A 23,230-nucleotide genomic window follows, 5' to 3' on the forward strand; every position below is an offset into this window, starting at 1 on the left:
GTGCGCCCCGCGGAGGGACGCACCCGGCGTTCGGGTTCCTAGTAGATGTTCGACGGGCGGACCATGCCTTCGGCGAGGTCGCCGACGCCCGGTGCGATGATCGCGCCCGGGTTGACCAGCACCTCTTCGACGACCGCGGTCTCCGTGGTGATCAGCAGCGCCGCGATGGACGCGGCGCTCTCCAGGGCCGACCGGGTCACCTTGAGCGGGTCGATGACACCCGCGGCGAAGAGGTCGACGTACTCCCCGGCGAGAGCGTCGAACCCGTGGCCGTTCTCCATGCCGGCGACGCGTTCGAGGACTTCCGCGCCGTCGTAGCCGGCGTTGGCCGCGATCCAGCGCAGCGGTTCCCCGAGCGCCCGGCGCACGATCTCGCGCCCCTGCGCGGCATCGCCGTCGAGGCCGGGCAGGTCGACGGCCGTCGCGGCCTGCGCCAGCGCCGCACCACCGCCGGCGACCACCCCTTCCTCCAGGGCGGCCCTGGCGGCCGCCAGGGAGTCGTCGACCCGCAGCATCCGCTCCTTGAGCTCGACGCTGGTCGCCGCACCCACCCGGACGACGGCGACGCGGCCGGAAAGCCGGGCGATGCGCAACCGGAGGCTGTCCTGGTCGTGTTCGATCCGGGCCCGGCCGAGCTGCTTCTCCAGCTGGCCGATGCGGGCCCGCACGGCCGCCTCGTCGCCGGCGCCGCCGATGATCGTCGTCGTGTCCTCGGTGATCGTGATGTGCTCACACCGGCCGAGGTCGCGTTCCGTGACGTCGGTGAGGGTGACGCCGGAGTCCTCGCTGACCACCCGCCCGCCGAGCGCCGCGGCCAGGTCCTCCAGCTCGGCCAGCCGGCGGTGCCCGAAGCCGGGGGCGCGGACCACGACCGCCGGGAAGGTGCCGTGCACGTTCCCGGCGACGATCATCTGCAGGGCCGGGCCGTCGACGTTCTCCGCGAAGACCACCAGGGGCCGGTCGGCGCGCCGGGCCGCCTCCACGGTGGGCATCAGCTCCTGCACCTGGCTGATCTTCTTGTTGGTCAGCAGGATGACGGGGTTGTCGAAGCTCGCCTCCATCCGGTCCCGGTCGGTGACCATGTAGGGCGAGGTGTAGCCGTGGTCGAACTCGATCCCGTCGACCAGCTCGACGCTCAGCCCCGGTTCGTCGGACTCTTCGACCTCGACGACGCCTTCCCGCCCGACGGCGGCCAGCGCCTGCGCGATCACGCCGCCGATCCGTTCGTCGTCGCTCGCCGCGAGCGTCGCGATCCGCTCCAGCTCGGCCTCGCCGGCGACCGCGCTGGCGGACTTGCGCAGGTACTCGACGATCGCCTCGACGGTCTCCTCGATGCCCCGGCGCACCCGCATGGGGTTCGCCCCTTCGCCGAGCGCGGCCAGCCCCTCCCGCACCATCGCCTGGGCGAGGACGGTGGCGGTGGTGGTCCCGTCCCCCACCACGCCGTTGGTCTTCATCGCGACTTCCTTGACCAGCTGGGCGCCCATGTTGGCGAACGGCTCCCGCAACTGGACCTCCCGGGCGATGGTCACGCCGTCGTTGGTGATGGTCGGTGGTCCGGTCAGCTTCTCCAGCACCGCGTTGCGGCCCTTGGGGCCGAGGGTGACCTTCACCGCGTCGGCCAGGGTGTTGACGCCCAGCTCGAGCTGGCGCCGTGCGTCGACGCTGAACCGCAGCTCCTTCGCCATGTTCTTTCCTTTCAGGGGATGAGAATTGCCCGGCCGCGGACCTTGCCCGCGCTCAGATCGTCGATCGCCCGCTGGAAGTCCTCCAGCCGGTACCGCGCGGTGTGCAGCTTCACCTTGCCCTGCGCGGCCAGCACCATCAGGTCCTGCAGATCCGCGTAGGAGCCGACGAGGTTGCCCACGAAGTTGATTTCCGTGGAAATGACGTCGATGGTCGGCACGTCGAGGTTTTCGCCGTACCCGATGACGTAGTAGTTCCCCGCGCGACGCAGCATCCGGACGCCTTCGGACGTCGATCCGCCTTCGCCGACGAAGTCGAGGACCACCTCCGCGCCGTGCCCGCCGGTCAGCTCGAGGACCGCGTCCACATGGGACCCGTCGGCCACGACGGTGACGTCGGCGCCGACCTCCGAGGCCAGCGCGAGCGCGGCCGGGTTCCGGTCGACGACGACGAGCGTCGCCGCGCTCATCGCCTTCAGGCACTGGATGCCGATGTGCCCGAGCCCACCGGCGCCGATGATCACGCAGACGTCGCCCGGGCGCAGCACCCGCGCGGCCTTCGCGGCGGCGTGCTGGGCGGTGAGCCCGGCGTCGGCGAGCGCGGCGACGTCGGCGGGTTCGAGGCTGTCGGCCAGCTTGACGCAGGAGCGCGCCGACGTCAGCAGGTACTCGGCGTACCCGCCGTGGGTGTCGATCCCGGGGAACCGCGAGTTCTCGCAGTGCACGTCGTCGCCGAGCCGGCAGGCGCGGCACAGACCGCACGTGATCAGGGGGTGCAGGATCACCTTGTCCCCCACCGCCACGTTCGTCACGGCGTCCCCGATCGCGTGCACCCAGCCGGCGTTCTCGTGGCCGATCGTGTACGGCAGGCCGACGCCGGACTTCTCCGCCCACTGGCCTTCGAGGATGTGGAGGTCGGTCCGGCACACGCCCGCGGCGCCCACCTTCACCACGACGTCCAAGGCGCCGGTGATCTTGGGTTCCCCGACGTCGCGGAGTTCGAGGTTCCGGTGGTACCCGGTGACCTGGACGGCTTTCACGAGCGGCTCCTGGTGTTGGTGACGACGAGGCCGGCCTCGTCGTAGCGGGTGGCCAGCAACCCGCGGCAGAAGTGCGCGTTGCCCTCGATGGACACGCGGGTGGCGGCGGCCAGGCGCAGCCACAGGGCGGCATCCGGCTTCGCGATCGGCTCGCCGTCGTGGCCGACGAACACGCGTGCGTGCGAGTCCGTCGGCAGGCCGATGGCCTCGCGCCGCCGCAGCAGCGCCGACTTCAGCGGGTCTTCGGGCAGGTCGAACAGCTCCAGCAGCGGCAGCTCTTCGAGCGTCCAGGCCCCACCCGCCAGCGCCGCCCGGCAGCACCGCTCCATCGCCGCGAAGTGCGCCTTGCGCCGGAAGGTGCCGCGCAGCTCGTCCAGGTCGTTCTCCGCCTCGACGCCGAACGTGCCGACGTAACCGGCCCCGGCGGCCAGCCCCCGGTTGATCTTCTCGGAATCGTGGTGGTCGTCGAGGAACACCCGGATCCGGCCGACGGCGGGCACCTCGGCCAGTGCGTCGTAGGCGTCGGAGACCATCAGGAACGCGAAGTTGGGGGCGCAGAACGAGGTCGGCAGCCGCAGGTGCACCTCGACCCCCCCGTCGTCGATCGCCACCGAGCGGACGAAACCGAGCTCGGTCACCGGCTGGTCCAGCTCGGGGTCGAGCACGGTCGCCAGTGCCGCGAGCACCTCGGCCTCCACCGACACCGCGGTGGTCATCGCGCACCCGCCGCGGCGGGCAGCCGCAGCTGCCGGGGGACCTCCAGGTCGTACAGCGCGGCCGCGTTGAGCCCGAGGATCTTCTTCTTCTGTTCGACGGTGAGCGCGGGGTACTCGGGCAGGTCCGCGGGGATCTCGAAGTCGACGAAGCTCTCGATGAGCCACTTCGGCGTCCACAGCGCGTAATCGCTCGAGAAGAGGATCTTGTCCTCGCCGATCCAGTACAGCAGCTCGCCGATGATCTGCGCGAAGTACTTCGGCCGCGTGTGGATGAAGGGCATCGCGACCGCGAGCCCGCCGTAGACGTTCGATTCCTGGGTCGCGATCCAGCAGAAATCCTCCAGGCGCGGCAGGCCGACGTGCTCGACGATGAAGTTCAGCTCGGTGTAGTCGGTGGCGACCTTGTCGATGTCGGCGACGTCGAAGGCGTCCCGGTCGAGCGGGCGGATCGTCGGTCCCTTGTGGACGTGGATGTTCTTGATGCCCAGCGCGAGGCACTCTTCGAGGTAGCGGCGCGACCACGGGTTGTCGAGCTTGTACCCCCGCGAGTCGCCGTGCCACTCGGCCGTGTACAGCTTGACGCCCTTGAGGTTCATCCGCTCGGCGTCGCGGCGCAGCTGCTCCAGGCCCGCCTGCTCGAACCGCGGGTCCCAGTTGTGGTTGTAGGTCAGCTTGTCCGGGTGACGCGCGGTGAGCTCCAGCGCTTCCTCGGTCTGCCCGAACCCGTTCTTGTAGAACTCGCCCAGCCGCGCCGGCTGGAAGATGGCGTGGTCGACGTAGCCGTCCTGGAACAGGTCCTTCATGAGGCGGTCGCCGCCGTAGTAGGTGTAGGTGTCGTAGTCCCAGACGACGTCCTCGGGGCTGAGGTTGCGGTGGTAGTCGTAGAAGCAGTCGATGAACTGCTTGCCGTGGACGTTGAGCTGGTTTTCGGCCCGGCCGTCCCAGAGCGCAATGTGCGCGTCGACGACGTAGTACTGCTCGCCCGCTTTTTCGTACATCGGAGATCCTCGTCCTTCGGCGTGCTGGGGGTGGTGGTGGGGAACCGTGGTGGCGGGGCTTTCCCGGGCTCCCGCCACCACGGTCGGAACGGTTCCGGCGGTCAGCCGTGGGCGAGGAGGTCGAAGCCGATGTACTCGGCGGCGTCCTCCGGGTTGGCGAAGAGCAGGGTGCGGTCGTCCAGGTGCACCATGCGCCCGTAGTGGGTCGAGCTGATCTCCTCGAAGATCGAGCCGTCGAACGGCTGGCCGAGTGCGTCGGTCAGCTCGTCGTAGTCGAACTCCAGCACCTTCGTGCCGTCCACGCGGATCATGGACGGGTACTCGACGAGGGTGACGCCGTCCTTGGCGCCCATCACGTCGGCGACCACGCGGCCGATCGGGGTGTTCATCAGGGTGACGCCGCACATGTTCGACGACGCGGTCTGCGCACCGAACTGCAGGGAACCGCTCACTGGTCCAACTCCTTCGGAACGTCGAGCCCGATCTCCTCGAGGAGCTGGGCGAACTTCTCCTTGGTCGCGGCGAACGAGTCGGCGAACGTGCGCGCCTTCTCCGCCGGCTGCGACCAGATCGGCTGCAGCGCGAGCGCGGCGTCCAGGCACCGCGGCACCCAGGTCGAGAGCCACTGCCCGAACTGCTCCTTGTTCCCGGCGCCGAACTGCTCGTCGCGCGTGAGCAGCTGGAAGAGGGACCGGGTGTAGGCGAGGTCGCGGCTGTAGTCGTACTCGCCGGTGCCGACGATGGTCGGCGTGATGTAGTCGCCGTTCTTGGCCGAGATCTGCATCACCAGCTCGGACCGGAAGAGCTGCCCGACCAGCTGCTCGAACACGACGTTGGTGCCGAACAGCAGCTCGGCCCAGTCGCCGACCGCGGTCAGCTCCTCCACGACCCGCCGGGTCGGCTGCCACTCCTCGGCCGACTGCCACACCTCCTTGTGGACCCCGCCGTCGAAGGTGTCCAGCGACTCGGACAGGTCCAGGTTGAACAGGGCGAGGTCCTGGGCGAACCGCATCTTGTGCGCCGCGTTGACGGCCACCGCGGTGTTGATCATGTTCGTCGGGCCGGAGCGCTGGATCGAGGTGAACACGTGCAGCGCCATCCCGTTCTCGGCGTGCATCCACGCGCCCAGGTTGCGGGCGATGAACTTCTGCCAGGCGGGGTTCCAGTTGCCGTACGCGCCGGCGCGCTTGGCGTTCTCCAGCCCCAGCGACACCTGGCGCACCACCGCGGAGTTGTTGCGGTAGATGGTCTGCTCCCACTCCTCGTTGGGGTCGAGGAAGGCGTGCCAGTCGGCGGACTTCGCCCGTGTCCACTCCGGCGGGTACCCGCCGGGCCCGTCACCGAAGCCGTAGATCCAGCCCTGGGACAGGTGCCGCCCGGGGTCCGGCTGGACGTCGACGGTGACGTCCTCGTAGACGGTCGCCCGCAGTTTGGCCGGCTTGAAGTAGGTGAAGGTCCGGCTCTTGGAGCTGGGGAACTCCAGGGCGCCGGCTTCGGAGTCGGTGAACTCCACCTTCGGGAAGCTGCGCACCTTGGGCGCGGGTGTTGCCATGTGCTGTCTCCTCTTACTCGTCGTGGACCGAGGTCGTGAACTTGTCGTAGAACACCTGGTCGTCCGGAACTCCCCGGCGTGCGGCCAGAGCCAGTGCGGCGTCGACCATCGGCGGGGGCCCGCACAGGTAGACCTCGCTCCGGTGCAGCTCCGGCTCCGCGGCTTCGACGACGTCCGTGACCATCCCCCGCTCGGCGCGGACGCCGAGCCCGGCGGCACCTTCCCCGGACTCCGAGAGGGCGACGACGAACCCGAAGTCCGCGAGCCGTTCACCCAGCGCGCGGATCTCGTCCAGGTAGAACAGGTCCGCGGGCGTGCGGGCGCCGTAGTAGAACCGGATCCGGCGGGGGTCACCGGTCGCGCTCAGGTGCCGCAGCAGGCCGAGCACGGGCGCCATGCCGGCCCCGCCCGCCATGAGCACCAGGGGCAGGGCGTGCCCGTTCTTGAGCGTGAAGTTGCCGTACGGCCCGGTCAGCTCGATCGTGTCGCCGACCGCGAGCCCGTCGTCCAGCAACGACGAGAACCGGCCGCCCGGGTACTTCTTGATGACGAACTCGATGTGGTCCTTAGTGGACGGTGTCGTCGCCATCGAGAACGACCGGTGCTCGTCACTGCCCGGGATGGTCAGGTCGGCGTACTGACCGGGCTTGAACTCGTACCCGGCCGGGTCGACCGGCTTGAGCTTGAGGCCCACGATGTCGTGCGTGTGCGCGACGATCTCGACGACCTCGGTCCGGACCTCCTGCAGCGGCGCGGAGTTGAGCAGTTCCTCCTCGTCGAAGTTGAGCAGCTCGATCGTGCAGTCGCTGAAGGCGTGCGCCCGGCACAGCAGCACGTACCCTTCCTGGACCTCGGCGTCGTTGCAGGCGAACGTCGAGTAGCGCTCCATCTGGATTTCGCCGTCCAGGACGTAGGACTTGCACGCCGAGCACTGCCCCTCACGGCAGCCGTGCATCAGGTGGATGCCCTGGCGGAACGCCGCGTCGAGGATCTTCTCGTCCTCGCCGACCTCCATTTCGATGTCGACGGGTTCGAAGGAGATGCGATGCTTGTCGGCCATGGGGTCTCTCGATTCTCGGGAGCGGCCGGCGGGGGCCGTCGGCGACCCGGTGGAGGTCGGTGGCCGCCGCCCGCCGGCCGCTGGTCCACAAAACCGTCAGGCGTGCGCGACGTTGCGGTTGGCGCGGTAGGCCGCGGCCCACTGCTCGCGTTCGGCGTCGGTCATCTGGTTGAGGGTCACGTTCGGGCTGCCGAACTGGATGCCCTTCAGGTTGTCGAGCGTCCAGAGCTTCTTCGGGTTGTCGAGGTCCAGGTGCGGCTGCGGGATGAGCGTCTTCCCGTCGTCGCGGACGTAGCCGAGGTCCTTGACGATGTCGGCGAGGTCCCGGCCGTGGTGCAGGGTCTCCCATTCGCGCTGCCCGGTGAGGCGGCCCATGTTGGGGGTGTCCCGGCCCTCGTACTCCGGCCGGAAGGCGACCTTGTCCGTCCAGGCACAGGTCTCCGAGCAGTAGGTCCGCCACTGCCCGTCGACCTTGTCGACCACCAGGTCCTCCCGGACGAGGGCGGGCACCATGCACGTCCAGCAGCGGTGCGGGTACTCGTAGCCGACGTCCTCGAACGCGATCGGCTTGTTCCGGCCCGGGTAGCGCAGCCGGTTGTAGGCCTCCCACCACTTGCCGAACTGCTCGTACCAGCCCGGGTACTTGTCCTCGAACCACTCGAAGTCGGTGTCGGTCATGCCGTCGATCCGCCAGTAGTTCACCGGCCAGCCGGTCGCGAAGAACTGCGCGACGCGGTGGACGTAGAACTTGTTCGTGATCCGGTTCCACGCCTCCTCGACCAGGTCGTGCGGGATGACCAGGCCGTACTTCTCCAGCGGCAGCAGGTAGCTGCGGTAGTAGTCGTCGTAGATCCAGCGGCGCCACATCTCGGCGTAGGACTCGCGGTCCTTGCGGCGGTCCTTGGTGCCGTACTCGATGAAGGTGCCGATGGCGGCGTCGACCACGCAGTGGTTGTTCCACCACGCGTAGCGCAGGTCGCGCTCGAGCAGCGGGCGGTTGCGCTCGTCGGCCAGCGCCATCAGGAGGATGGAGTAGCCGTTGCTGATGTGCCGGGACTCGTCGGACTGCACCGAGTGGAACACCGTCGGCAGCAGGTAGTCGCCGTTGGCCGCGGCCTCGTCCGGCATCGCCACGAACAGCGTGTTGGTGAACGCCGTTTCCGCGACCACCGTGAGGTAGATGTTCGCCGCGGTGATCGCGTCACCGGTGATGAACCCCTCGCCGAACTGGCGGCCGATGGTGCCCGCGTAGTTGTTCGCGAACGCCTTCTCGGTGATGTCGAACCCGGCCGGGTCGATGTAGTTGTTCATGTACAGCTTCTTGAGGTTCATCTGGATCGTCGAGTGCCGGACCTCGTCGATCATCTGCACCGCGAGTCCGTTGTGGATCTCCGGGTTCGGCACCGCGTCGATGGCCATCGGCATCGCCCGGGCGGCGGAGATCTCCGGGAACGGGATGATCGAGAGGAACAGCTTCTGCCATTCGAGCCAGCGCTGCTGCACCTGCCGGAACATGTTGCCCCGGATCGCGCCGTCCATGGCCCCGAAGACCCGGTTGTCCTTCTCCTCCTCCATCGGGAAGTAGGACCGCATGATCTGCTTGAGAGGGTCCTTTTTGGGCGCCTTCTCGAACGTGTAGTCCGTGCCGAAGCGGGTCGCCGGCGTGGCGAACGTCGGCTCCCACGACAGTTCCGTGATCTTGTTGTGCGCCTTGGTGAGACTCTGCCTGCTCAAAATCGGCCTCCTCGAAACCGGGGTCTCTCAGCCCGGCCGTGTGTCTGACCGGCAGAGTGTGTTGCGGATCGCACCCGCCTTCTGTCTCAATGTGAGACCAAGCGATCCGCGGAACCGGGGCACGATGACCCCGCGGGTGGCCCAGAGCCGAGCCCCCGGCCCCGGACGTCGAAGGAGACGGTGGTGGTGACGACGCGAGGCGAGCAGCCGATGCGCGACCTGCGGGAGATGTTCCTGTCGCGCCCCCTGCCCGAGGTCCCCGGCGTGCGGGACGTCATCACGGCGTCGTGGCGCCGGGCCCTCGAGCACCAGGTCGACGCGGAACAGCCGGATCCGGTCTTCGTCTCCGACCACGACGAAGAGAGCCTGCTGGTCCACAGCGCCAAGCCGGTGCTGGCGAACCTGTCCGCCGAGCTCGCCACGCACCCCGTCGCCATCCTGCTGACCGACGCGAACGGCCTGGTGGTGAGCCGGCTCAGCACGGACCGGGCCCTGAACTCCGGGTTGGACGGGGTCTCGCTCGCCCCGGGGTACAGCTACGCCGAGAACTCGGTGGGGACCAACGGGATCGGCACCGCGCTGGAGTGCCAGAAATCGGTACTCGTGTCCGGTTTCGAGCACTTCAACAGCAGCCTCACGGACTTCGAATGCGCCGGAGCGCCGATCATTCACCCGATCCGGGGTCACCTGGTCGGGGTCCTCGACCTGACTTCCTGGGCCGAGACGTCGGGCCCGCTGCTGCTGACCCTGGCGCGGACGACGGCCAAGCGGATCGAGGAGGCGATGCTGGCCAGCACCGGGGCCCGCGAACTGAGCCTCTTCCGCGAGTACCTCGCCTCCTGCCAGCGCGGCTCGGGGGCGATCATGGCCGTCAACCAGGACGTCGTCATGGTCAACAGCCACGCCGAAGAGCTCTACGACGTGACCGACCGCGCGGCGCTGCTCACCCACACGGCGGACATGGCCGGGTCGACGAAGCCCGCGACCATCGTGGCCGACCTGCCCTCCGGCGTGGTCGCCCGGCTGGAGTACCGGCCGGTGTACAGCGGCTCCACGCTCGCGGGCGGGGTGTTCCGGGTCAAGAACCAGGCCGCCTCGCGGCGCCCCTCCTGGCGCGCCGACCTGCAGCTGCCGGGCGTGGTCGGCACCAGCCCGCAGTGGCGCCAGGCGGGCGCGGCCGCCGACGCGAGCTTCGCCGCCGGGGACTGGCTGGTGCTGAGCGGCGAGCCCGGCACCGGGAAGACGACCGTGGCGCGGGCCGTCGCGCTCCGGCACGGACGTCGCCCGCTGGTTGTCGACTGCGCGGCCGCCGGCGACCACGACGAGTGGGTGCACGCCCTGGCCGACGACGTGACCCGCGGGAACCCGCCGGCCGTGGTCCTGCAGCACGCCGACGCCCTCACCGGCGACGGGCTGCAGCGGCTCACCGACCTGTTCACCACCTGGCAGGGAGCTCCGCCGGACCGGGCACCGGCCTGGGTCGCGGTCACCCTGGGCGACGGCCCGGCCGAAGCCGACGTGCGGGGATCGCTGATGCCGTTCTTCGCGCACACGGTCGAGGTGCCCCCGCTGCGCCACCGGATCGAGGACCTGCGCCTCCTCGTGCCGCACCTGCTGTCCCGGCACGCGAACAACCGAGCCCTCACGGTCTCGGACGCCTGCCTGCGCCGGCTCATGCGGCTGCCGTGGACGGGCAACGTCCGCCGGCTCGACCAGGTGCTGGCCGAGGCGGCCCGGCAGCGGCGGACCGGGACGATCGAAGTCGCCGACCTCCCCGCGGAGTGCCGGACGTTCACCCGGCGCCAGCTGACCAAGCTGGAGACGATCGAGCGCGACGCCATCGTGCGCAGCCTCGCGGCCCACCGCGGCAACAAGGAGCGCGCGGCGGCCGACCTCGGCATGTCCCGGGCCACGATCTACCGCAAGATCCGGGCGTTCGGCATCGTGCCCGAACATTCCTGAGCGCGCGGTCGTCCGGCTCACCCGTTGCGGCATTCGAGGGTATTTCGGCGCGTTTCGCCAACTCTCTGTCTCCCAGCGCACCACCTCTTACTCTCAGTGGTGTGGACGGCATCGACAGTCTCCGGCACGCCATCGAGACGATCCCCATTCCCGGCGCCCCGCCCCGCCTGTCCCGGGAAGGCGCGGCCGTCGGGCTGGCGCTCCTGGACACCTCGTTGCGGCTCAACCACGTGCGCCGGCTGACCGAGCGCCTGACCGTGGTCGAGCACGGGACGGCACGCCGGAGCACCGAGGTCGACGTCAGCCTCAAGCTCCTCGACGAGGGGCAGCGCCAGGCCACCGCGCAGCTGCAGGACCTCATCGGCCAGGAACACGGCGAGCGCGCCGCCTCGAGGCCGGCACGGCACCGTTCGCTGTGGGTGCCGCTGGCCCGGCTGCCCCGCCGGGACGTCTCCCCCATCGACGTGTTCGACAGCGCGGGCCAGAAGCTGCCGCGGCTCACCCAGCACGAGGCGTCCCGGCTGGTCGCCGCCGGGCTCTACCGGCTGCTGCGCGGGATCCTCGCCAGCGACGAAAACGCCCAGACCGCCAAGCACGAGCTGAACACCTTCCTGTTCCAGGTGCACGAACCGCGCTGGCTCATCCAGCAGGCGCTGCTGACGCTGCTCACCGAGCGGAACCACCCCGAGCAGGAGTTCGCGCTGGCCCCGGCCGGCGGCACGGTTCCCGGGTACGGGCGGCAGTGCCGGGAACTGGCGCTGGACATCCTCACCGGCTGTTCCGAGCTGCTGGTCGAATACGCGTACCTGCTGAACGTCGCGGTCCGCGACTACATGCTCGTCGTGGCCCTGGACGACTCGGTCGAGGAACACCGGCTCAGCTACGAAACCCCGCTGCACGTCGACGCGCGCCAGCCGCTGGCGAAGGAGCAGTGGCGGCGGCTGGCCTCCAGCCGCCGCGGGTACGTCGTGAGCTACGAGACCATGATCCCGGCCACGCTGAAGTCCTACCACCTGGTGGCCCGGACCGCGCCGGAGGCCGAGATCTCCCGGATGTACCTGTCCACCGACGCCGACCAGCACCAGGTGGACGGCCTGGCCGAAGACCTGGTCTCGCTGGCCGAACGGCAGGACGCCGCCCCGCTGCAGGAAGCCGACGGCGCCCGGCACAAGATCCTGGAACTGCAGGCGCAGACCGTGCTGCGCCGGCTCGCCGACCTGGTCCGCCGGCGCAAGTGGGAGGCGGGCCAGTCCGGGGTCGAACTGTCCCCGCGCGCCCTGCCGGCCTGCCACCGGCTCGCCGCCGCGGCCACGACGGGCGAGGCGGTGCGGACGGACTCGGGCGAGCTGGACAACTCCCTGCGGCGGCACCCGGAGTTCACCGCCGCGAACCTCCGCGAGGCCGCGCGGGAGCTGACCGACCGGGAGTTCGGCCAGGACCTCGTCCTGGTCAACGGGATCGCCGACAACGAAGCGCGGGCGTACTGGCGCCGGTCCGGCGGCCGCGACCCGCGCGGCGACCACGTGCGGGTGCGCGCGACGCTCGTGCTCAAGGACTCCACGAAGTCCGGCCCGCTCAACGTGACGTTCTACGCGCTGGCCGTCGCGACCGTCTCGTTCGTGCTCGGCTGGCTGCTGGTGGGCAGCCCGTGGCCGTACGGCCGGGCCGCCACCGAGGCCCTCGGCCACATCGGCGACGGCCAGTCCGTGATCACCATGCTGCTGCTGTTGCCGGGTTTCCTCTACAGCCGCCTGTCGCTGCCGCCGCGCCGCACCGTGCTCGGCTACCTGGGCACGCTGCCGCAGGCGCTCGTCCAGCTGAGCATCGCGGCCGTCGCCGGGTTCGCCGCGTCCGTCGCGGCGCAGAGCCGGGGCGAGGTCGTGCAGGTCACGCTCACGATCGCGGTGGGACTGCCGGTGCTCGCCGCGCTCGTGCTGTTCAGCCGGGCGTCGTGGCGCGAATCGGCGACACCGTTGTCCCGCATCGGGGTGCCGCGGTGGGCGGGCAACGGGTCACGGGACCGCCGCGAGCCGCTGGAAGCCGACGTGCGGTTCGACTCGTCCGGGGGGTGGTGAGGATGCGCACCCAGCGGATCTCCGTGCGCAACGTGGCCGACCTGGCCCGGGCCGGCTTCGAGATAGCGCGGCAGCCGGTGACCAAAGTGGACTTCGAGGTGCACCACGCGATGGCCCGCCACGGCTACCTGCGCGAACTCGTGACCACGGGCTCCGAAAGCGCGGTCTTCCTGGAAACGCTGTGCTCGGCCACCAACGGCGCCGGCGTCGTGATCGGCACCCGCACCCGCAAGCCCCTGGACGGCACCGAGGTGGTCGAGCGCGTCGACGGCCAGCAGCCGGCGGAACGCCCGCAGCAGAACGCGGGCGGCTGGGTCTTCCACCAGACGACCTCGCCCAACCCGACGTTCATCTACGAGTCCGCGCAGACCTTCGAGGGCCTGATCGCGATCGACCCGGCGGCGCGCGAGGTGTGCGAGTGGCACGGCCTGGCCATCCGCGACCTGGTGAAGGAGATCTCGGACGCGGCCTCCTCGCTCATCGACGCGCCGCTGCTGTCGCTGCAGTGCCCGGCCCAGCTGCCGACGATCGTGAAGACCCGCAACCACGATCTCCGCACCCGCAAGGAGGTCGCGCCGCCGTGCGCGTCGCTGGCCGTCCGGTTCGCGATCGCGCTGCGGGACGTCTCCGTCGCCGCGCGGTTCGAGCTGGCCGACCGGTTCCGGGAGCTGTGCGAGAAGCACGGGTACAGCTTCTGGCTCGCCGACACGCGCCCGGGTCACCGGCAGGGCAACTGGTTCGAGGTCTACCACGCCGACGGCGAGTTTTCGCCGCTGTACAAGGGCGACCTCCGGTCCCGCCAGCGGATCGGCACGTGCCTGCCGGTGACCTTCGTCGGACCCGCGCGGATCGGCTCCACGCACGCCATCGTCTCCTTCCTGCAGCGCTATCCCCAGGTGGGGGTGGTCGGCTGCGCGGGCACGACGTTGTCGGACGTGGCGTTCGTCCACCTGCAGCTGGCGATCCACGGCGTGGCCGCCGACCGGCTCAACCGCATCCTCGGCAAGCTGCTCGGCGAGTCCTCGACCCCGGCCCGGCCGCACAAGCTGCTGCGCGAGCTGTTCAAGCGGCTCGGCCTGCCACCCGACCCGGACGGGCCGGGTTCGGCCGCACCCGACCCGACGAGCGACTACCAGACCTTCACCGGCCCCGCGTTTCCCTACCGGCCCTACCAGATGCCGGACTGCATGGCCGTGTGGGTTTCGTGGGAGATCGCCCGCCAGCACAAGGGGCTCGCGGCTCCGCTGGACTGCCTGTACCGCGCGCTGGCGCAGATCGCGCCCCAGGTGCCCACCGCGGAGACCACGGCCTCGGCGGGCGACCTGGCCACCGTCGAGTACCTCATCTGCCGCGCCACCGAGCAGTCGGTGGTCCGGGGCAAGGCGAAGCTGGCCGTCCCCAAGTCGGTCCTGCGCCAGTTCTCCTCGGGCGGCGTCGAACTGCCCGCGTCCAAGCTCTGCGCGTCACTGGAAGAGGCGTGGAAGGCGCACGTGGACCAGTCCGGTGTGGACGGTGTCAGTGAGCTGACGGTGGCGTGGCGCGAATCCTGGCTCGGCCACTGGACCTATTCGTGACGGCTCAGGCCGGGTCGACGACGAGCGTGCCCGGCCAGCCCCGGCGCAGCCCCGCCGACGGCCGCCGCGAACCGGATCCGGTTCGCGGTCGAGCCGCCGTACCGGTCCGTGCGCAGGTTGGCGTTCGACGACAGGAACTGCGAGATCAGGTAACCGTTGGCGCCGTGCCGCTCGACGCCGTCGAACCCGGCGTCGAGGGCGCGGCGTAGGAGCGGGCGTGCCACTCACGCTAAAATCTGACATCAGTGTCAGGGGAAAGCCTCCGTGGCGGAGTCACAGCGGGGAGAGTGCAGTGCGGATCGGTGAACTGGCGGCGCGGGCGGGGGTGAGCGTCCGGTCGTTGCGCTACTACGAGCAGCAGGGCCTGCTGGCCAGCACCCGCAGCGCGAGCGGGCAGCGGCACTACACCACCGGCGACGTCGAGCGGGTCGACTTCATCCAGCGGATGTTCGCCGCCGGGCTCACCAGCCGCACCATCGCCGAGCTGCTCCCCTGCGTCGACGCGCCCAGCGAGGGCAACTCCGACGCCGCCCTGGAGCGGATGATGCAGGAGCGCGACCGGCTCACCGCGCACATCGCCGAACTCGCGCGCACCCGCGACTCCCTCGACGGCCTCATCGCCGCGAACCGCGCCCACCGCGAAAGCCTCGAAGCCACGCAAGCCGGCTGAAAGCCCTCAGCCCAGCTGGCCGCCAGGAAAGCGACCGGCTCACCGCGCACACCGTCGACCTCGCGGGCTGAACGCCCTCAGCCCAGCGGGCCGTCGCCGATCGTCGCCGCCGCTTCGGTGAGGGCCGCCAGGAGCGCGGTGGTGGCCGGCGGGTCGGGGGGCTCGCCGTAGGTCGCCGCGTAGATGTGCTGGTGCGAGCCGGGCAGTTCGCTCGCCTCGACACCCTCGGCGCGGTGGGCGCGCAGGGCCAGTCCCGGGCTGGTCGTCACGCCCAGCCCGGCGACGACCAGCGCCTGCATGACGACCATGTCGTCGGAGGTGTAGCCGATCCGGGGTTCGAACCCTTCGGCGGCGCACAGCGACAGCAGGTGGACGCGGCACCGGTCGCAGCCGGCGATCCAGGTGGCGTCGCGCAGGCCGGCCAGCGTCTGCCCGGGCTTGGCCGACAGCAGGTACAGCGGGTCGTCGAGCAGGTGGTGCAGGCGGACGTCCGGCGGCTCGGGTTCGGTGTCGTCGTAGCGGAAGACGATCGCGACGTCGATCTTGCCCGTCCGCAGCAGTTCGAGTGCCTCGGGTGGCTGGGTGTCGGTCAGGCCGATCACCAGGCCGGGGTGCTTGCCGGTCAGCGCGGCGACCGCCCGCGGGATGAGCGAGCCGATCACGGACGAGAAGCTGGCCACGCGCACCCGCCCGGCGCTCAACCCGACGTGGGCGGAAAGTTCGGCGTCGGCGGCGTCGATCCGCCCGAGGATCTCGGCCGCCCGGGACGCCAGCAGCTGCCCGGCGGGGGTGAGCCGGATCCCGCGTCCGGCCCGCTGCAGCAGCTGCGCGCCGGTCTCGGCCTCGAGCCGGGCGAGGTGGTGGCTGACCGTCGGCTGCGTGTAGTGCAGCTCCTTGGCCGCCGCGGTGACCGATCCGAGCCGCGCCAGCGCGTCGATGACCCGCAGCCTGGTGACGTCCAGCATGCATCGACTCTATCTATGGAACGGCATGAAGATTGCCATTGGACGAACGAGCCGATCCGTCGCAGGCTCTGGGGCATGACCTTGACACGCGTCCACAACTTCTCCGTCTCCCTCGACGGCTACGGCACCGGCGAGGGGCAAACCGCCGAAGCGCACTTCGGGCACGCCGGGGACCGGCTGCACGAATGGATGTTCACCACCCGGTGGTGGCAGGCCGGCGGGAGCGGCGGTGTCGACGACGCCTTCGTCCAGCGCCACGACCCGGGGATCGGCGCCGAGATCATGGGCGCCGGCAAGTTCGGCCACCCCGGCTGGCACGAGGACCCGGGGTGGCAGGGCGCGTGGGGCGCGAACCCGCCCTTCCACACCCCCGTCTTCGTCCTCACCCACCACGTGCGCCCGCCGATCGAGATGGAGGGCGGCACGACGTTCCACTTCCTCGACGCCTCCCCCGCCGAGGCGCTCGACGTGGCCCGCGAAGCCGCGGACGGCAAGGACGTCCGCATCGGCGGCGGCCCCACCACGGTCCGCGAGTTCCTCGCCGCCGGGCTCGTCGACCACCTCCACGTCACGGTCGTCCCGATCCTGCTCGGCCGGGGCGTCCACCTCTGGGACGGGCTGGAGGGCCTCGAAAAGGACTACCAGGTCGAGGCCACGTCCTCGCCGAGCGGGGTCACGCACGTGACCTTCACCCGCACGATCACCTGAACACCGGCTCGGTGGCGGGTCCAGGTGATCGCCGTGCTGCGCCGCGCCCGGCTGGGGCTCGGCGCCGGCACGGTCGCGGCCCACGGCGGAACCGTCCGCTTCGAGCCCCCGGAGGACGGCCGAGGCACCTGCGTCCGGGTCGAACTGCCGGTGAGCTGAGCGATTCCCGGATGCGGCCGGTGACCGGGCGGGATCCTGGTCAAGCCCGATCGTCGAGGGGACGGCCGGGCGGTTCGTCGCCCAGGCCCAGCAGGCGGGCCAGCACGGCCAGCTGGTCGGCGTAGTGCTCGATGAACTCCGCCGAACCGGGGTCGGTCCCGCACAGGCCCTCGATGACGTGCGGGAGCGTGGTGGTCGCCATCGCCGCGCCCATCAGCATGATCGTCAGGCACGCCGGGTCGATCTCGGGCGAGAGCCGGCCCTCCGCCTGCAGCGCGCGAAGCCGGTCGACGGTGTGCCGCAGCCGGTCCGGCCGCGTCGTGTGGTCGAGGTCCGAATCCGGGCCCGTGTACTCCAGGCCGCCCCAGGCCAGCAGCCGGACACCGTCGCGGTTCTTCAGCGCCTCGAGCGCGTACAACCGGATCTGCTCGGGCAGTGCCGTGGCCTCCGCCCGCAGCTCGCCCTCGCGTTCCCGCCACCGCTCCGAGATGGCCTGGTAGAGGCCTTCCTTGCCGTCGAAGTAGTACGAGATCAGCTGCTGGTTGACCCCGGCCCTGGCCGCGATGGCGCTGGTGCGCGCCCCCGCGTAACCGTGCGCCGCGAACTCCGCCACCGCGGCGTCGACGATCAGCCGCCGAGTGCGTTCAGGATCGCGCCGGCGCTCCTGCGGCTTGGGCGAACGACGCGGCTTCGGCGGGGGCACGGGCTTATCGTACCCGCGGTTGACGCTGCCACCAGGCAAGGAGACTCAGTCAACCGGGCAGTGGATTGAGCGACGTCACCGGGCCAGGATCTCCGTCAGCACCCGCCGCAGCTCCTGCTCGGGCCGGGCCGGCTGCTCGGCCGCGCGCCACGCGACGAACCCGTCCGGGCGGACCAGGCTCGCCCCCGAGGCGGTGATCCCGTAGGCGTCCAGGAAGCGCTTGTCCGGGTCCTGCACCCCGTCGCCGACCCGGTGGGCGTCGACGTCGATGCCCAGCTCGGTGCCGACCGTCCGCGCCGCGCCGGTCCACGCCGCGCCGTCCGGCCCGGCGAGCACCGTGAACGCTCCCGCGCCGAGGTCCAAAGCGGACACCCTGGTCCCGGCGCGCGCCAGCCACACGTGAGGGGCCCGCAGGCCCGGGCGGCCGCTGGGCGTGCGCGGGTCCTCCACCGGCTCGCCGGGCGTGCCGGGCTCGGTGCGCACCGCCGCGGACCGGTACCGGTAGCCGTGGGCCATCGTCACCTCGTCGATCCGGGTGGCGTCGTCGCCCGCGCCGTGGTGGCGGGACTCGAGGATCCGCAGCGCCGTGTCCATGGTCGTCCGCGCGACCGGGCGACGTTCGGCGTCGTAGGTGTCCAACAGCCCCGGTCCGGCCTGCCCGTGCAGGACCGCGGCCAGCTTCCAAGCCAGGTTGTGGGCGTCCGCGATGCCGGTGCTCGCGCCGAACGACCCGGTCGGCGGCACCACGTGGGCGGCGTCGCCGGCGAAGAACACCCGCCCGGCGCGGAAGCGGCGGGCCACCATCGCGCCGATCCGGACGTCCATCAGCAGCCGGCTCCACCCGGGCACCGGCGGCACCAGCGTGACCTCCAGGTCCGGAACGCCGACCGCCGCGCGCGCCAGTTCGGCGCAGCGCCGCTGGGTGAAGTCCTCGATGCGCTCCTCGTCCGCCCGGAGCGGCACCCCGAGCATCCACCGGCCTTCCCGCCCGAGCGGCACCAGCACGGTGCCGGTAGCCGGCCGGTCGAAGTAGGCCAGCATGAAGCGCCGGCCGCGCAGCACCCGGTCGAGGTCGGCGTCGAAGAGGAAGTGCGCGGAGTGGCCGAGCACGCCGGGCCCGTCGGCCTCGACGCCCAGCCGGTGGCGGACGCCCGCGCGGTTGCCGTCCGCGGCGATCAGGAACTCGGCGCGGATCCGCGACTCGGTGCCGCCGCCGAGATCGCGCACGGTCGCGGTCACGCCGTCTTCACCGTCCTCGAAGGACACCAGCTCGCAGGCGAACCGGACGTCCGCGCCGGCCTTTTCGGCGTGGGCGCGCACGACGCGCTCGAGTTCGTCCTGATCGATCATCGCCCAGCCGGCCGGGCTGATCCCGCCCGGCCGGACCCGGGACAGCATGTCGACGCGGAAGCGCTCTTCGCCGGCCAGGGTGTCCGCGCCGATCATCTCCGGCAGGCCGGCCAGCACGGACTGACGCCCGCGGATCTCCTCTTCGAGCCCGAACGTCCGGAAGATCTCCATCGACCGGGCGTTGAACGCCCGCGCCTGGGGCATGACCGCCGTCGACGGGTGCCGTTCGACCAGCGTCACCTGGATCCCTTGCCGCGCCAGGAAGAACGCCGCGGACAGGCCGGTGATGCCTCCTCCGACGACGAGCACGGACGTCCTGTGGTCGTGCGGTCCGGTCATCGTGAACCCCTCTTCCCCGGTAGTGGAAGACCCAGGATCACTCATTTGCTTAATTTAGTCAATCAACCACATGATTGACTGACGTATCGCGGGCGTATCGAAAACCGCATACGCCGCCGCAACAGCCGCCCGGCTTCGGTGGAGGGACCACACGGAAGCGGAGGCAGCGTGATCAGGGGCTGGCACGGCTGGTTCGGGACGTTCACCGGCGTAGCCGTCATCACCGTGGCCGCGCTGCCGGTGGCCGCGCTCGCGGCGTGGACACTGGCCCGGCGCCGGCGGGCCGGCGGCACGCCGGCGGCGTGGGCGTGGCGGAGGTCGCTGGCCGAGGTGGGCATCGTCCACGGGACGGTGCCGTGCGTGTGGCTGATCCTGCTGCCGGGCAGCCGGGCCGGCACCGTCCCCGGGCGGGTGAGCCTGGTACCGCTGCGGGACCTGCTCTCGATCGTCGCGGCCGGACCGGGGACGGCGGCGGTCCAGCTCGGCGGCAACCTGCTGGTGTTCGCGGCGCTCGGGTTCCTCGCCCCGGTGCGGTTCGAGGCGCTCGCGTCGGTACCGCGGATCCTGGCGCTCGCGGCGGGCTGCTCGGTGCTGGTCGAGGTCGCGCAGTACCTCCTGCGGCTGGACCGGGTGTCCTCTGTGGACGACGTACTGCTCAACGCCGCCGGCGCCGGGCTGGCCGCGCTGGCGTCGCGCCGGTGGTGGCGTCGTCACGCCGCCACCCCGGCGGACCCCGGCAGCAGCCCGGCCGCGACGGTCAGGTGACGGTGAAGCTCGCGGTCAGCGTGGCCGCCGAGCTGCTGCCGACGTAGACCTCGATCTTGCCGGGCTCGACGCGGAACCGGACGGTGTTGTCGTAGAAGCCGACGTCCTCGGGGGTGAGGGTGAACGACACCGTCTTCGACGCGCCCGCGGCCAGCGTGACCCGTTCGAACCCGCGCAGGCGCCGCACGGGCTGCACGATGCTCGCGACCGGATCCCGCAGGTACAGCTGGACGACCTCGTCGCCCGCGCGGCCGCCGGTGTTGGTCACCCGCGCGCTCACCTGGATGCGGCCGCCGCGCGCCGGCATCCGCGCGTCCGACAGGCGCAGGCCGTCGATGCGGAAGCTCGTGTACGACAGGCCGTGGCCGAACTCGTAGAGCGGCCCGGAAGCCAGGTCGAGGTACTTCGACGTGTACTTGTTGGCCGGGTCGGCGGGCCGTCCGGTGTTCTCGTGGTTGTAGTAGATCGGGATCTGGCCGACCGCGCGCGGGAAGCTCACCGGCAGCTTGCCGCCCGGGTTCACCGTGCCGAACAGGACGTCCGCGATCGCGTGGCCGCCCTGCACGCCCGGTGCCCACGCCTCGAGGACGGCGGGCGCGTTGTCGTGCAGGTACGGGATCGTCAGCGGCCGCCCGTTGACCAGCACCACCACGAACGGCTTCCCGGTCTCCTTGATCGCGGCCACCAGCTGCTGCTGCACCCCGGGGAGGTCGATGGTGCTGCGCGCGGCCGCCTCCCCGCTCATCGCGGCGGTTTCCCCGACCACGACGACCGTCACGTCGGCCGCGCGGGCCGCCTGCTGCGCGGCGGCGAACCCGCTGGTGTCCGTGCCGTCGACGGTGCAGCCGGCGGCGTAGGTCACCGTGGCACCGGGCGCCGCGGCCTTGATCCCGTCGACCACGGTCACCGGCGGCGTCGTGAAGGCCCCCGTCCCCAGGCCCGCCCAGGTGCCGTTGAGGTCGTAGGTGGCCGTGCCGAGCGGGCCGACGACGGCCACCGAACCGACCGTCTTCGCCAGCGGCAGCAGCGGTCCGTCGTTCTTGAGCAGCACCATGCACCGCCCCGCGGCCTGCCGGGACGCGGCGAGCGCGGCCGGGGAAGGCGCTTTCACCTCGCCGGACTCGTCGACGTACGGGCGTTCGAACAGGCCCAGCCGGACCTTGACCAGCAGGATCCGGCGCACGGCGTCGTCGAGCTGACCGAGGGTGATCCGCCGCTCGGCCAGCAGCCGCTCGCCGAACCGCACGTAGTTCGTGCTGACCATCTCCATGTCGACCCCGGCCGGCAGCGCGGCCGCCGCCGCGTCCGCGCCGTCTCCGGCGAGCCCGTGCAGGATGAGCTCCTCGACGCCGGTGTAGTCGCTGACGACGAACCCGCGGAAGCCGTAGGCCCCCTTGAGGACGTCGTGCAGGACGTAGCCGTTGCCGTGCGCGGGCACCCCGCTGATGGTGTTGAAGCTCGCCATCACGGTCGCGACGCCGGCTTCGACGCTCGCCTTGAACGGCGGCAGGTAGAAGTTGTGCAGCCGCTGCAGCGAGACGTCGACGGTGTTGTAGTCCCGGCCGCCTTCCGCTCCCCCGTAGGCGACGAAGTGCTTGGCGCAGGCGGCGAGCCGGTCCGGGGACGAATAGTCGTCACCCTGGTAACCGCGGACCTTCGCGACGGCCAGTTTCGAAGCCAGGTAAGGGTCTTCGCCGTAGCCCTCGGCGATGCGCCCCCAGCGCGGCTCGTGGGTGACGTCCATCATCGGGGCGTACGTCCAGTGGATCCCGCTGCGCCGGGCCTCCTTCGCGGCGACAGTCGCGTCGGCGGCCGTCACACCGGGATCGAAACTCGCGCCCTGGGCCAGCGGGATCGGGAAGTTCGTGGTGTAGCCGTGGATGACGTCGAGGCCGAAGATCAGCGGGATGCGCAACCGCGTCCGCTCGACGGCGATGCGCTGCAGCGCGTTGAGCTTCGCGGCGCCCACGACCGAGAAGACGCCGCCGAGCTGCCCGGTCGCGAGCGCGGCCTGCGCGGCGGCTTCGGTGCCGACGAGCTGGAGCTGGCCGAGCTTCTCGGCGAGGGTCATCTTCTTGAGCAACGCCTCGACCCGTCCGTCCCGTTCCGGCGGGGCGGCGGGCTCCGCGGCGGCGGGCGGGGCGAGCACGGAGGCGACTCCCCCGGCGGCGAGAAGACCACTGACACCGGCGAGCAGGCTTCGCCGGTTCACCCCGTCGGCGGTTGCCGGAGCGGCTTCGTGACTCTCGGGTTGTGCCATGGCGGGGACCCTTTCGCGAGGGAACGAGAGCAGCCAGGATAAGCGCGGGAACACGGTTCCACGAAAGTTTCGACGGGGACGAAATAGACCACCACACTCGACGATTGGTTGAAGTTTCGCGAGGTCGCGTATAAGCTCCCCTTCACGCTGGGAGCGCTCCCACATGGATCACCACCACCGCTCATCCCGAGAATGGAGGCCCATCCATGCGTATGCGTAGTATCTCCAGGTCCCTCACCGGACGGCGGAGCATCCTCGCAGTGCTCGTCGCCGTGCTGGCCGGGATGTTCGTCGGGGTGCCGCCGGCCTCGGCGCACGGCACCATCGTCGGCCCCGCCACCCGCGCCTACCAGTGCTGGCAGGACTGGGGCAGCCAACACACGAACCCGGCCATGCAGCAGCAGGACCCCATGTGCTGGCAGGCTTTCCAGGCCAACGCCGACACCATGTGGAACTGGATGAGCGCGCTGCGGGACGGACTCGGCGGCAACTTCCAGGGGTCGACCCCCGACGGACAGCTCTGCAGCAACGCCCTCGCGCGCAACAACTCCCTGAACACCCCCGGCCCGTGGAAGACCACCAGCCTCGGCAGCACCTTCTCGATGCACCTGTACGACCAGGCCAGCCACGGTGCCGACTACTTCCGGGTGTACGTCAGCAAGAACGGCTTCGACCCGGCCACCCAGCGCCTCGGATGGGGCAACCTCGACTTCATCACCCAGACCGGCAGGTACGCCCCGGCCAAGGACATCACGTTCTCCGTCCAGACCTCCGGCGCCTACCGGGGGCACCACGTCGTGTTCACGATCTGGCAGGCTTCCCACCTGGACCAGACCTACATGTGGTGCAGTGACGTGAACTTCGGCTAGGAATGCGGAAAGAAGCCCGGGCCGGCCCGGCCCGGGCTTTTCCGCG

Annotated in this window: 21 protein-coding genes; 8 read left to right on the top strand and 13 right to left on the bottom strand. The window is 70.9% G+C overall.

Annotation, left to right across the window (positions count from 1 at the left end; translation table 11 throughout):
• Window positions 1–38 precede the first annotated feature (38 nt).
• The 8 genes from groL to ACH54P_RS09400 form a co-directional block, all read right to left on the bottom strand.
• Complete coding sequence (gene groL / locus ACH54P_RS09365; protein WP_489911947.1) at window positions 39–1,688, bottom strand: chaperonin GroEL; 1,650 nt, start codon at window positions 1,686–1,688, stop codon at window positions 39–41.
• An 11-nt stretch (window positions 1,689–1,699) separates the two neighbouring features.
• The gene (locus tag ACH54P_RS09370) at window positions 1,700–2,725 is read right to left on the bottom strand and encodes an NAD(P)-dependent alcohol dehydrogenase (RefSeq protein WP_489911948.1); all 1,026 of its coding nucleotides are present in this window, start codon (window positions 2,723–2,725) and stop codon (window positions 1,700–1,702) included.
• Window positions 2,722–3,441, bottom strand: coding sequence for an iron-sulfur cluster assembly protein (locus ACH54P_RS09375; protein ID WP_489911949.1), 720 nt, complete (start codon window positions 3,439–3,441; stop codon window positions 2,722–2,724). Before ACH54P_RS09375 ends, ACH54P_RS09370 begins: the two co-directional genes overlap by 4 nt.
• A complete protein-coding gene (locus tag ACH54P_RS09380) occupies window positions 3,438–4,439 on the bottom strand; it encodes an amidohydrolase family protein (protein WP_489911950.1) in 1,002 nt (333 codons plus the stop codon). Before ACH54P_RS09380 ends, ACH54P_RS09375 begins: the two co-directional genes overlap by 4 nt.
• Before the next feature lie 101 nt (window positions 4,440–4,540).
• Entirely contained in the window at window positions 4,541–4,891 is a 351-nt protein-coding gene (gene mimD / locus ACH54P_RS09385) for a propane 2-monooxygenase effector subunit MimD (RefSeq protein WP_489911951.1), read from the bottom strand.
• Complete coding sequence (locus ACH54P_RS09390) at window positions 4,888–5,991, bottom strand: aromatic/alkene monooxygenase hydroxylase subunit beta (protein ID WP_489911952.1); 1,104 nt, start codon at window positions 5,989–5,991, stop codon at window positions 4,888–4,890. Before ACH54P_RS09390 ends, mimD begins: the two co-directional genes overlap by 4 nt.
• Before the next feature lie 13 nt (window positions 5,992–6,004).
• Window positions 6,005–7,051 carry an FAD-binding oxidoreductase gene (locus ACH54P_RS09395; RefSeq protein WP_489911953.1) on the bottom strand — a complete coding sequence of 349 codons (1,047 nt, stop codon included), beginning with the start codon at window positions 7,049–7,051 and terminating at the stop codon, window positions 6,005–6,007.
• A 96-nt stretch (window positions 7,052–7,147) separates the two neighbouring features.
• Window positions 7,148–8,785 carry a ferritin family protein gene (locus ACH54P_RS09400; protein ID WP_489911954.1) on the bottom strand — a complete coding sequence of 546 codons (1,638 nt, stop codon included), beginning with the start codon at window positions 8,783–8,785 and terminating at the stop codon, window positions 7,148–7,150.
• Between the two features lie 183 nt (window positions 8,786–8,968).
• On the opposite strand from ACH54P_RS09400, the gene ACH54P_RS09405 reads away from it, so the two are divergent.
• From ACH54P_RS09405 to ACH54P_RS09415, 3 genes are all read left to right on the top strand, one after another.
• Window positions 8,969–10,747, top strand: coding sequence for a sigma-54-dependent Fis family transcriptional regulator (locus tag ACH54P_RS09405; protein ID WP_489911955.1), 1,779 nt, complete (start codon window positions 8,969–8,971; stop codon window positions 10,745–10,747).
• A gap of 101 nt (window positions 10,748–10,848) precedes the next feature.
• Window positions 10,849–12,822 (top strand): hypothetical protein, encoded by a 1,974-nt coding sequence (locus tag ACH54P_RS09410; RefSeq protein WP_489911956.1) that lies wholly within the window; start codon window positions 10,849–10,851, stop codon window positions 12,820–12,822.
• A 2-nt stretch (window positions 12,823–12,824) separates the two neighbouring features.
• On the top strand, window positions 12,825–14,396 hold the full coding sequence (locus ACH54P_RS09415) for a hypothetical protein (RefSeq protein WP_489911957.1): 1,572 nt from the start codon (window positions 12,825–12,827) through the stop codon (window positions 14,394–14,396).
• Here ACH54P_RS09415 and ACH54P_RS09420 read toward each other — a convergent pair.
• Window positions 14,387–14,620 (bottom strand): oxidoreductase, encoded by a 234-nt coding sequence (locus ACH54P_RS09420; protein WP_489911958.1) that lies wholly within the window; start codon window positions 14,618–14,620, stop codon window positions 14,387–14,389. The genes ACH54P_RS09415 and ACH54P_RS09420 overlap by 10 nt on opposite strands.
• A 68-nt stretch (window positions 14,621–14,688) precedes the next feature.
• On the opposite strand from ACH54P_RS09420, the gene ACH54P_RS09425 reads away from it, so the two are divergent.
• On the top strand, window positions 14,689–15,066 hold the full coding sequence (locus tag ACH54P_RS09425) for a MerR family transcriptional regulator (RefSeq protein ID WP_489911959.1): 378 nt from the start codon (window positions 14,689–14,691) through the stop codon (window positions 15,064–15,066).
• A 77-nt stretch (window positions 15,067–15,143) separates the two neighbouring features.
• Here the strand turns inward: ACH54P_RS09425 and ACH54P_RS09430 are convergent, their stop codons facing one another.
• Window positions 15,144–16,031, bottom strand: a complete 888-nt coding sequence (locus ACH54P_RS09430) for a LysR family transcriptional regulator (protein WP_489911960.1) — start codon at window positions 16,029–16,031, stop codon at window positions 15,144–15,146.
• Window positions 16,032–16,106: 75 nt separating this feature from the next.
• On the opposite strand from ACH54P_RS09430, the gene ACH54P_RS09435 reads away from it, so the two are divergent.
• Both ACH54P_RS09435 and ACH54P_RS09440 read left to right on the top strand, forming a co-directional pair.
• A complete protein-coding gene (locus ACH54P_RS09435) occupies window positions 16,107–16,739 on the top strand; it encodes a dihydrofolate reductase family protein (protein ID WP_489911961.1) in 633 nt (210 codons plus the stop codon).
• A gap of 33 nt (window positions 16,740–16,772) precedes the next feature.
• Window positions 16,773–16,898, top strand: a complete 126-nt coding sequence (locus tag ACH54P_RS09440) for a hypothetical protein (protein ID WP_489911962.1) — start codon at window positions 16,773–16,775, stop codon at window positions 16,896–16,898.
• Window positions 16,899–16,938: 40 nt separating this feature from the next.
• Here the strand turns inward: ACH54P_RS09440 and ACH54P_RS09445 are convergent, their stop codons facing one another.
• Both ACH54P_RS09445 and ACH54P_RS09450 read right to left on the bottom strand, forming a co-directional pair.
• Window positions 16,939–17,601, bottom strand: a complete 663-nt coding sequence (locus ACH54P_RS09445) for a TetR/AcrR family transcriptional regulator (protein ID WP_489911963.1) — start codon at window positions 17,599–17,601, stop codon at window positions 16,939–16,941.
• 75 nt (window positions 17,602–17,676) lie between these two features.
• Window positions 17,677–19,290 carry an FAD-dependent oxidoreductase gene (locus ACH54P_RS09450; protein ID WP_489911964.1) on the bottom strand — a complete coding sequence of 538 codons (1,614 nt, stop codon included), beginning with the start codon at window positions 19,288–19,290 and terminating at the stop codon, window positions 17,677–17,679.
• Window positions 19,291–19,458: 168 nt separating this feature from the next.
• Between ACH54P_RS09450 and ACH54P_RS09455 the strand changes: the two genes are divergently transcribed.
• Complete coding sequence (locus ACH54P_RS09455) at window positions 19,459–20,055, top strand: VanZ family protein (protein WP_489911965.1); 597 nt, start codon at window positions 19,459–19,461, stop codon at window positions 20,053–20,055.
• On the opposite strand, the gene ACH54P_RS09460 is transcribed toward ACH54P_RS09455, so the two are convergent.
• Window positions 20,048–22,315, bottom strand: coding sequence for a glycoside hydrolase family 3 N-terminal domain-containing protein (locus ACH54P_RS09460; RefSeq protein WP_489911966.1), 2,268 nt, complete (start codon window positions 22,313–22,315; stop codon window positions 20,048–20,050). The two genes, ACH54P_RS09455 and ACH54P_RS09460, sit on opposite strands and share 8 nt — an antisense overlap.
• A 206-nt stretch (window positions 22,316–22,521) precedes the next feature.
• On the opposite strand from ACH54P_RS09460, the gene ACH54P_RS09465 reads away from it, so the two are divergent.
• A complete protein-coding gene (locus tag ACH54P_RS09465; RefSeq protein WP_489911967.1) occupies window positions 22,522–23,184 on the top strand; it encodes a lytic polysaccharide monooxygenase auxiliary activity family 9 protein in 663 nt (220 codons plus the stop codon).
• Window positions 23,185–23,230 lie beyond the last annotated feature (46 nt).

It is taken from the genome of Amycolatopsis sp. N2S4-7 (assembly GCF_058119595.1).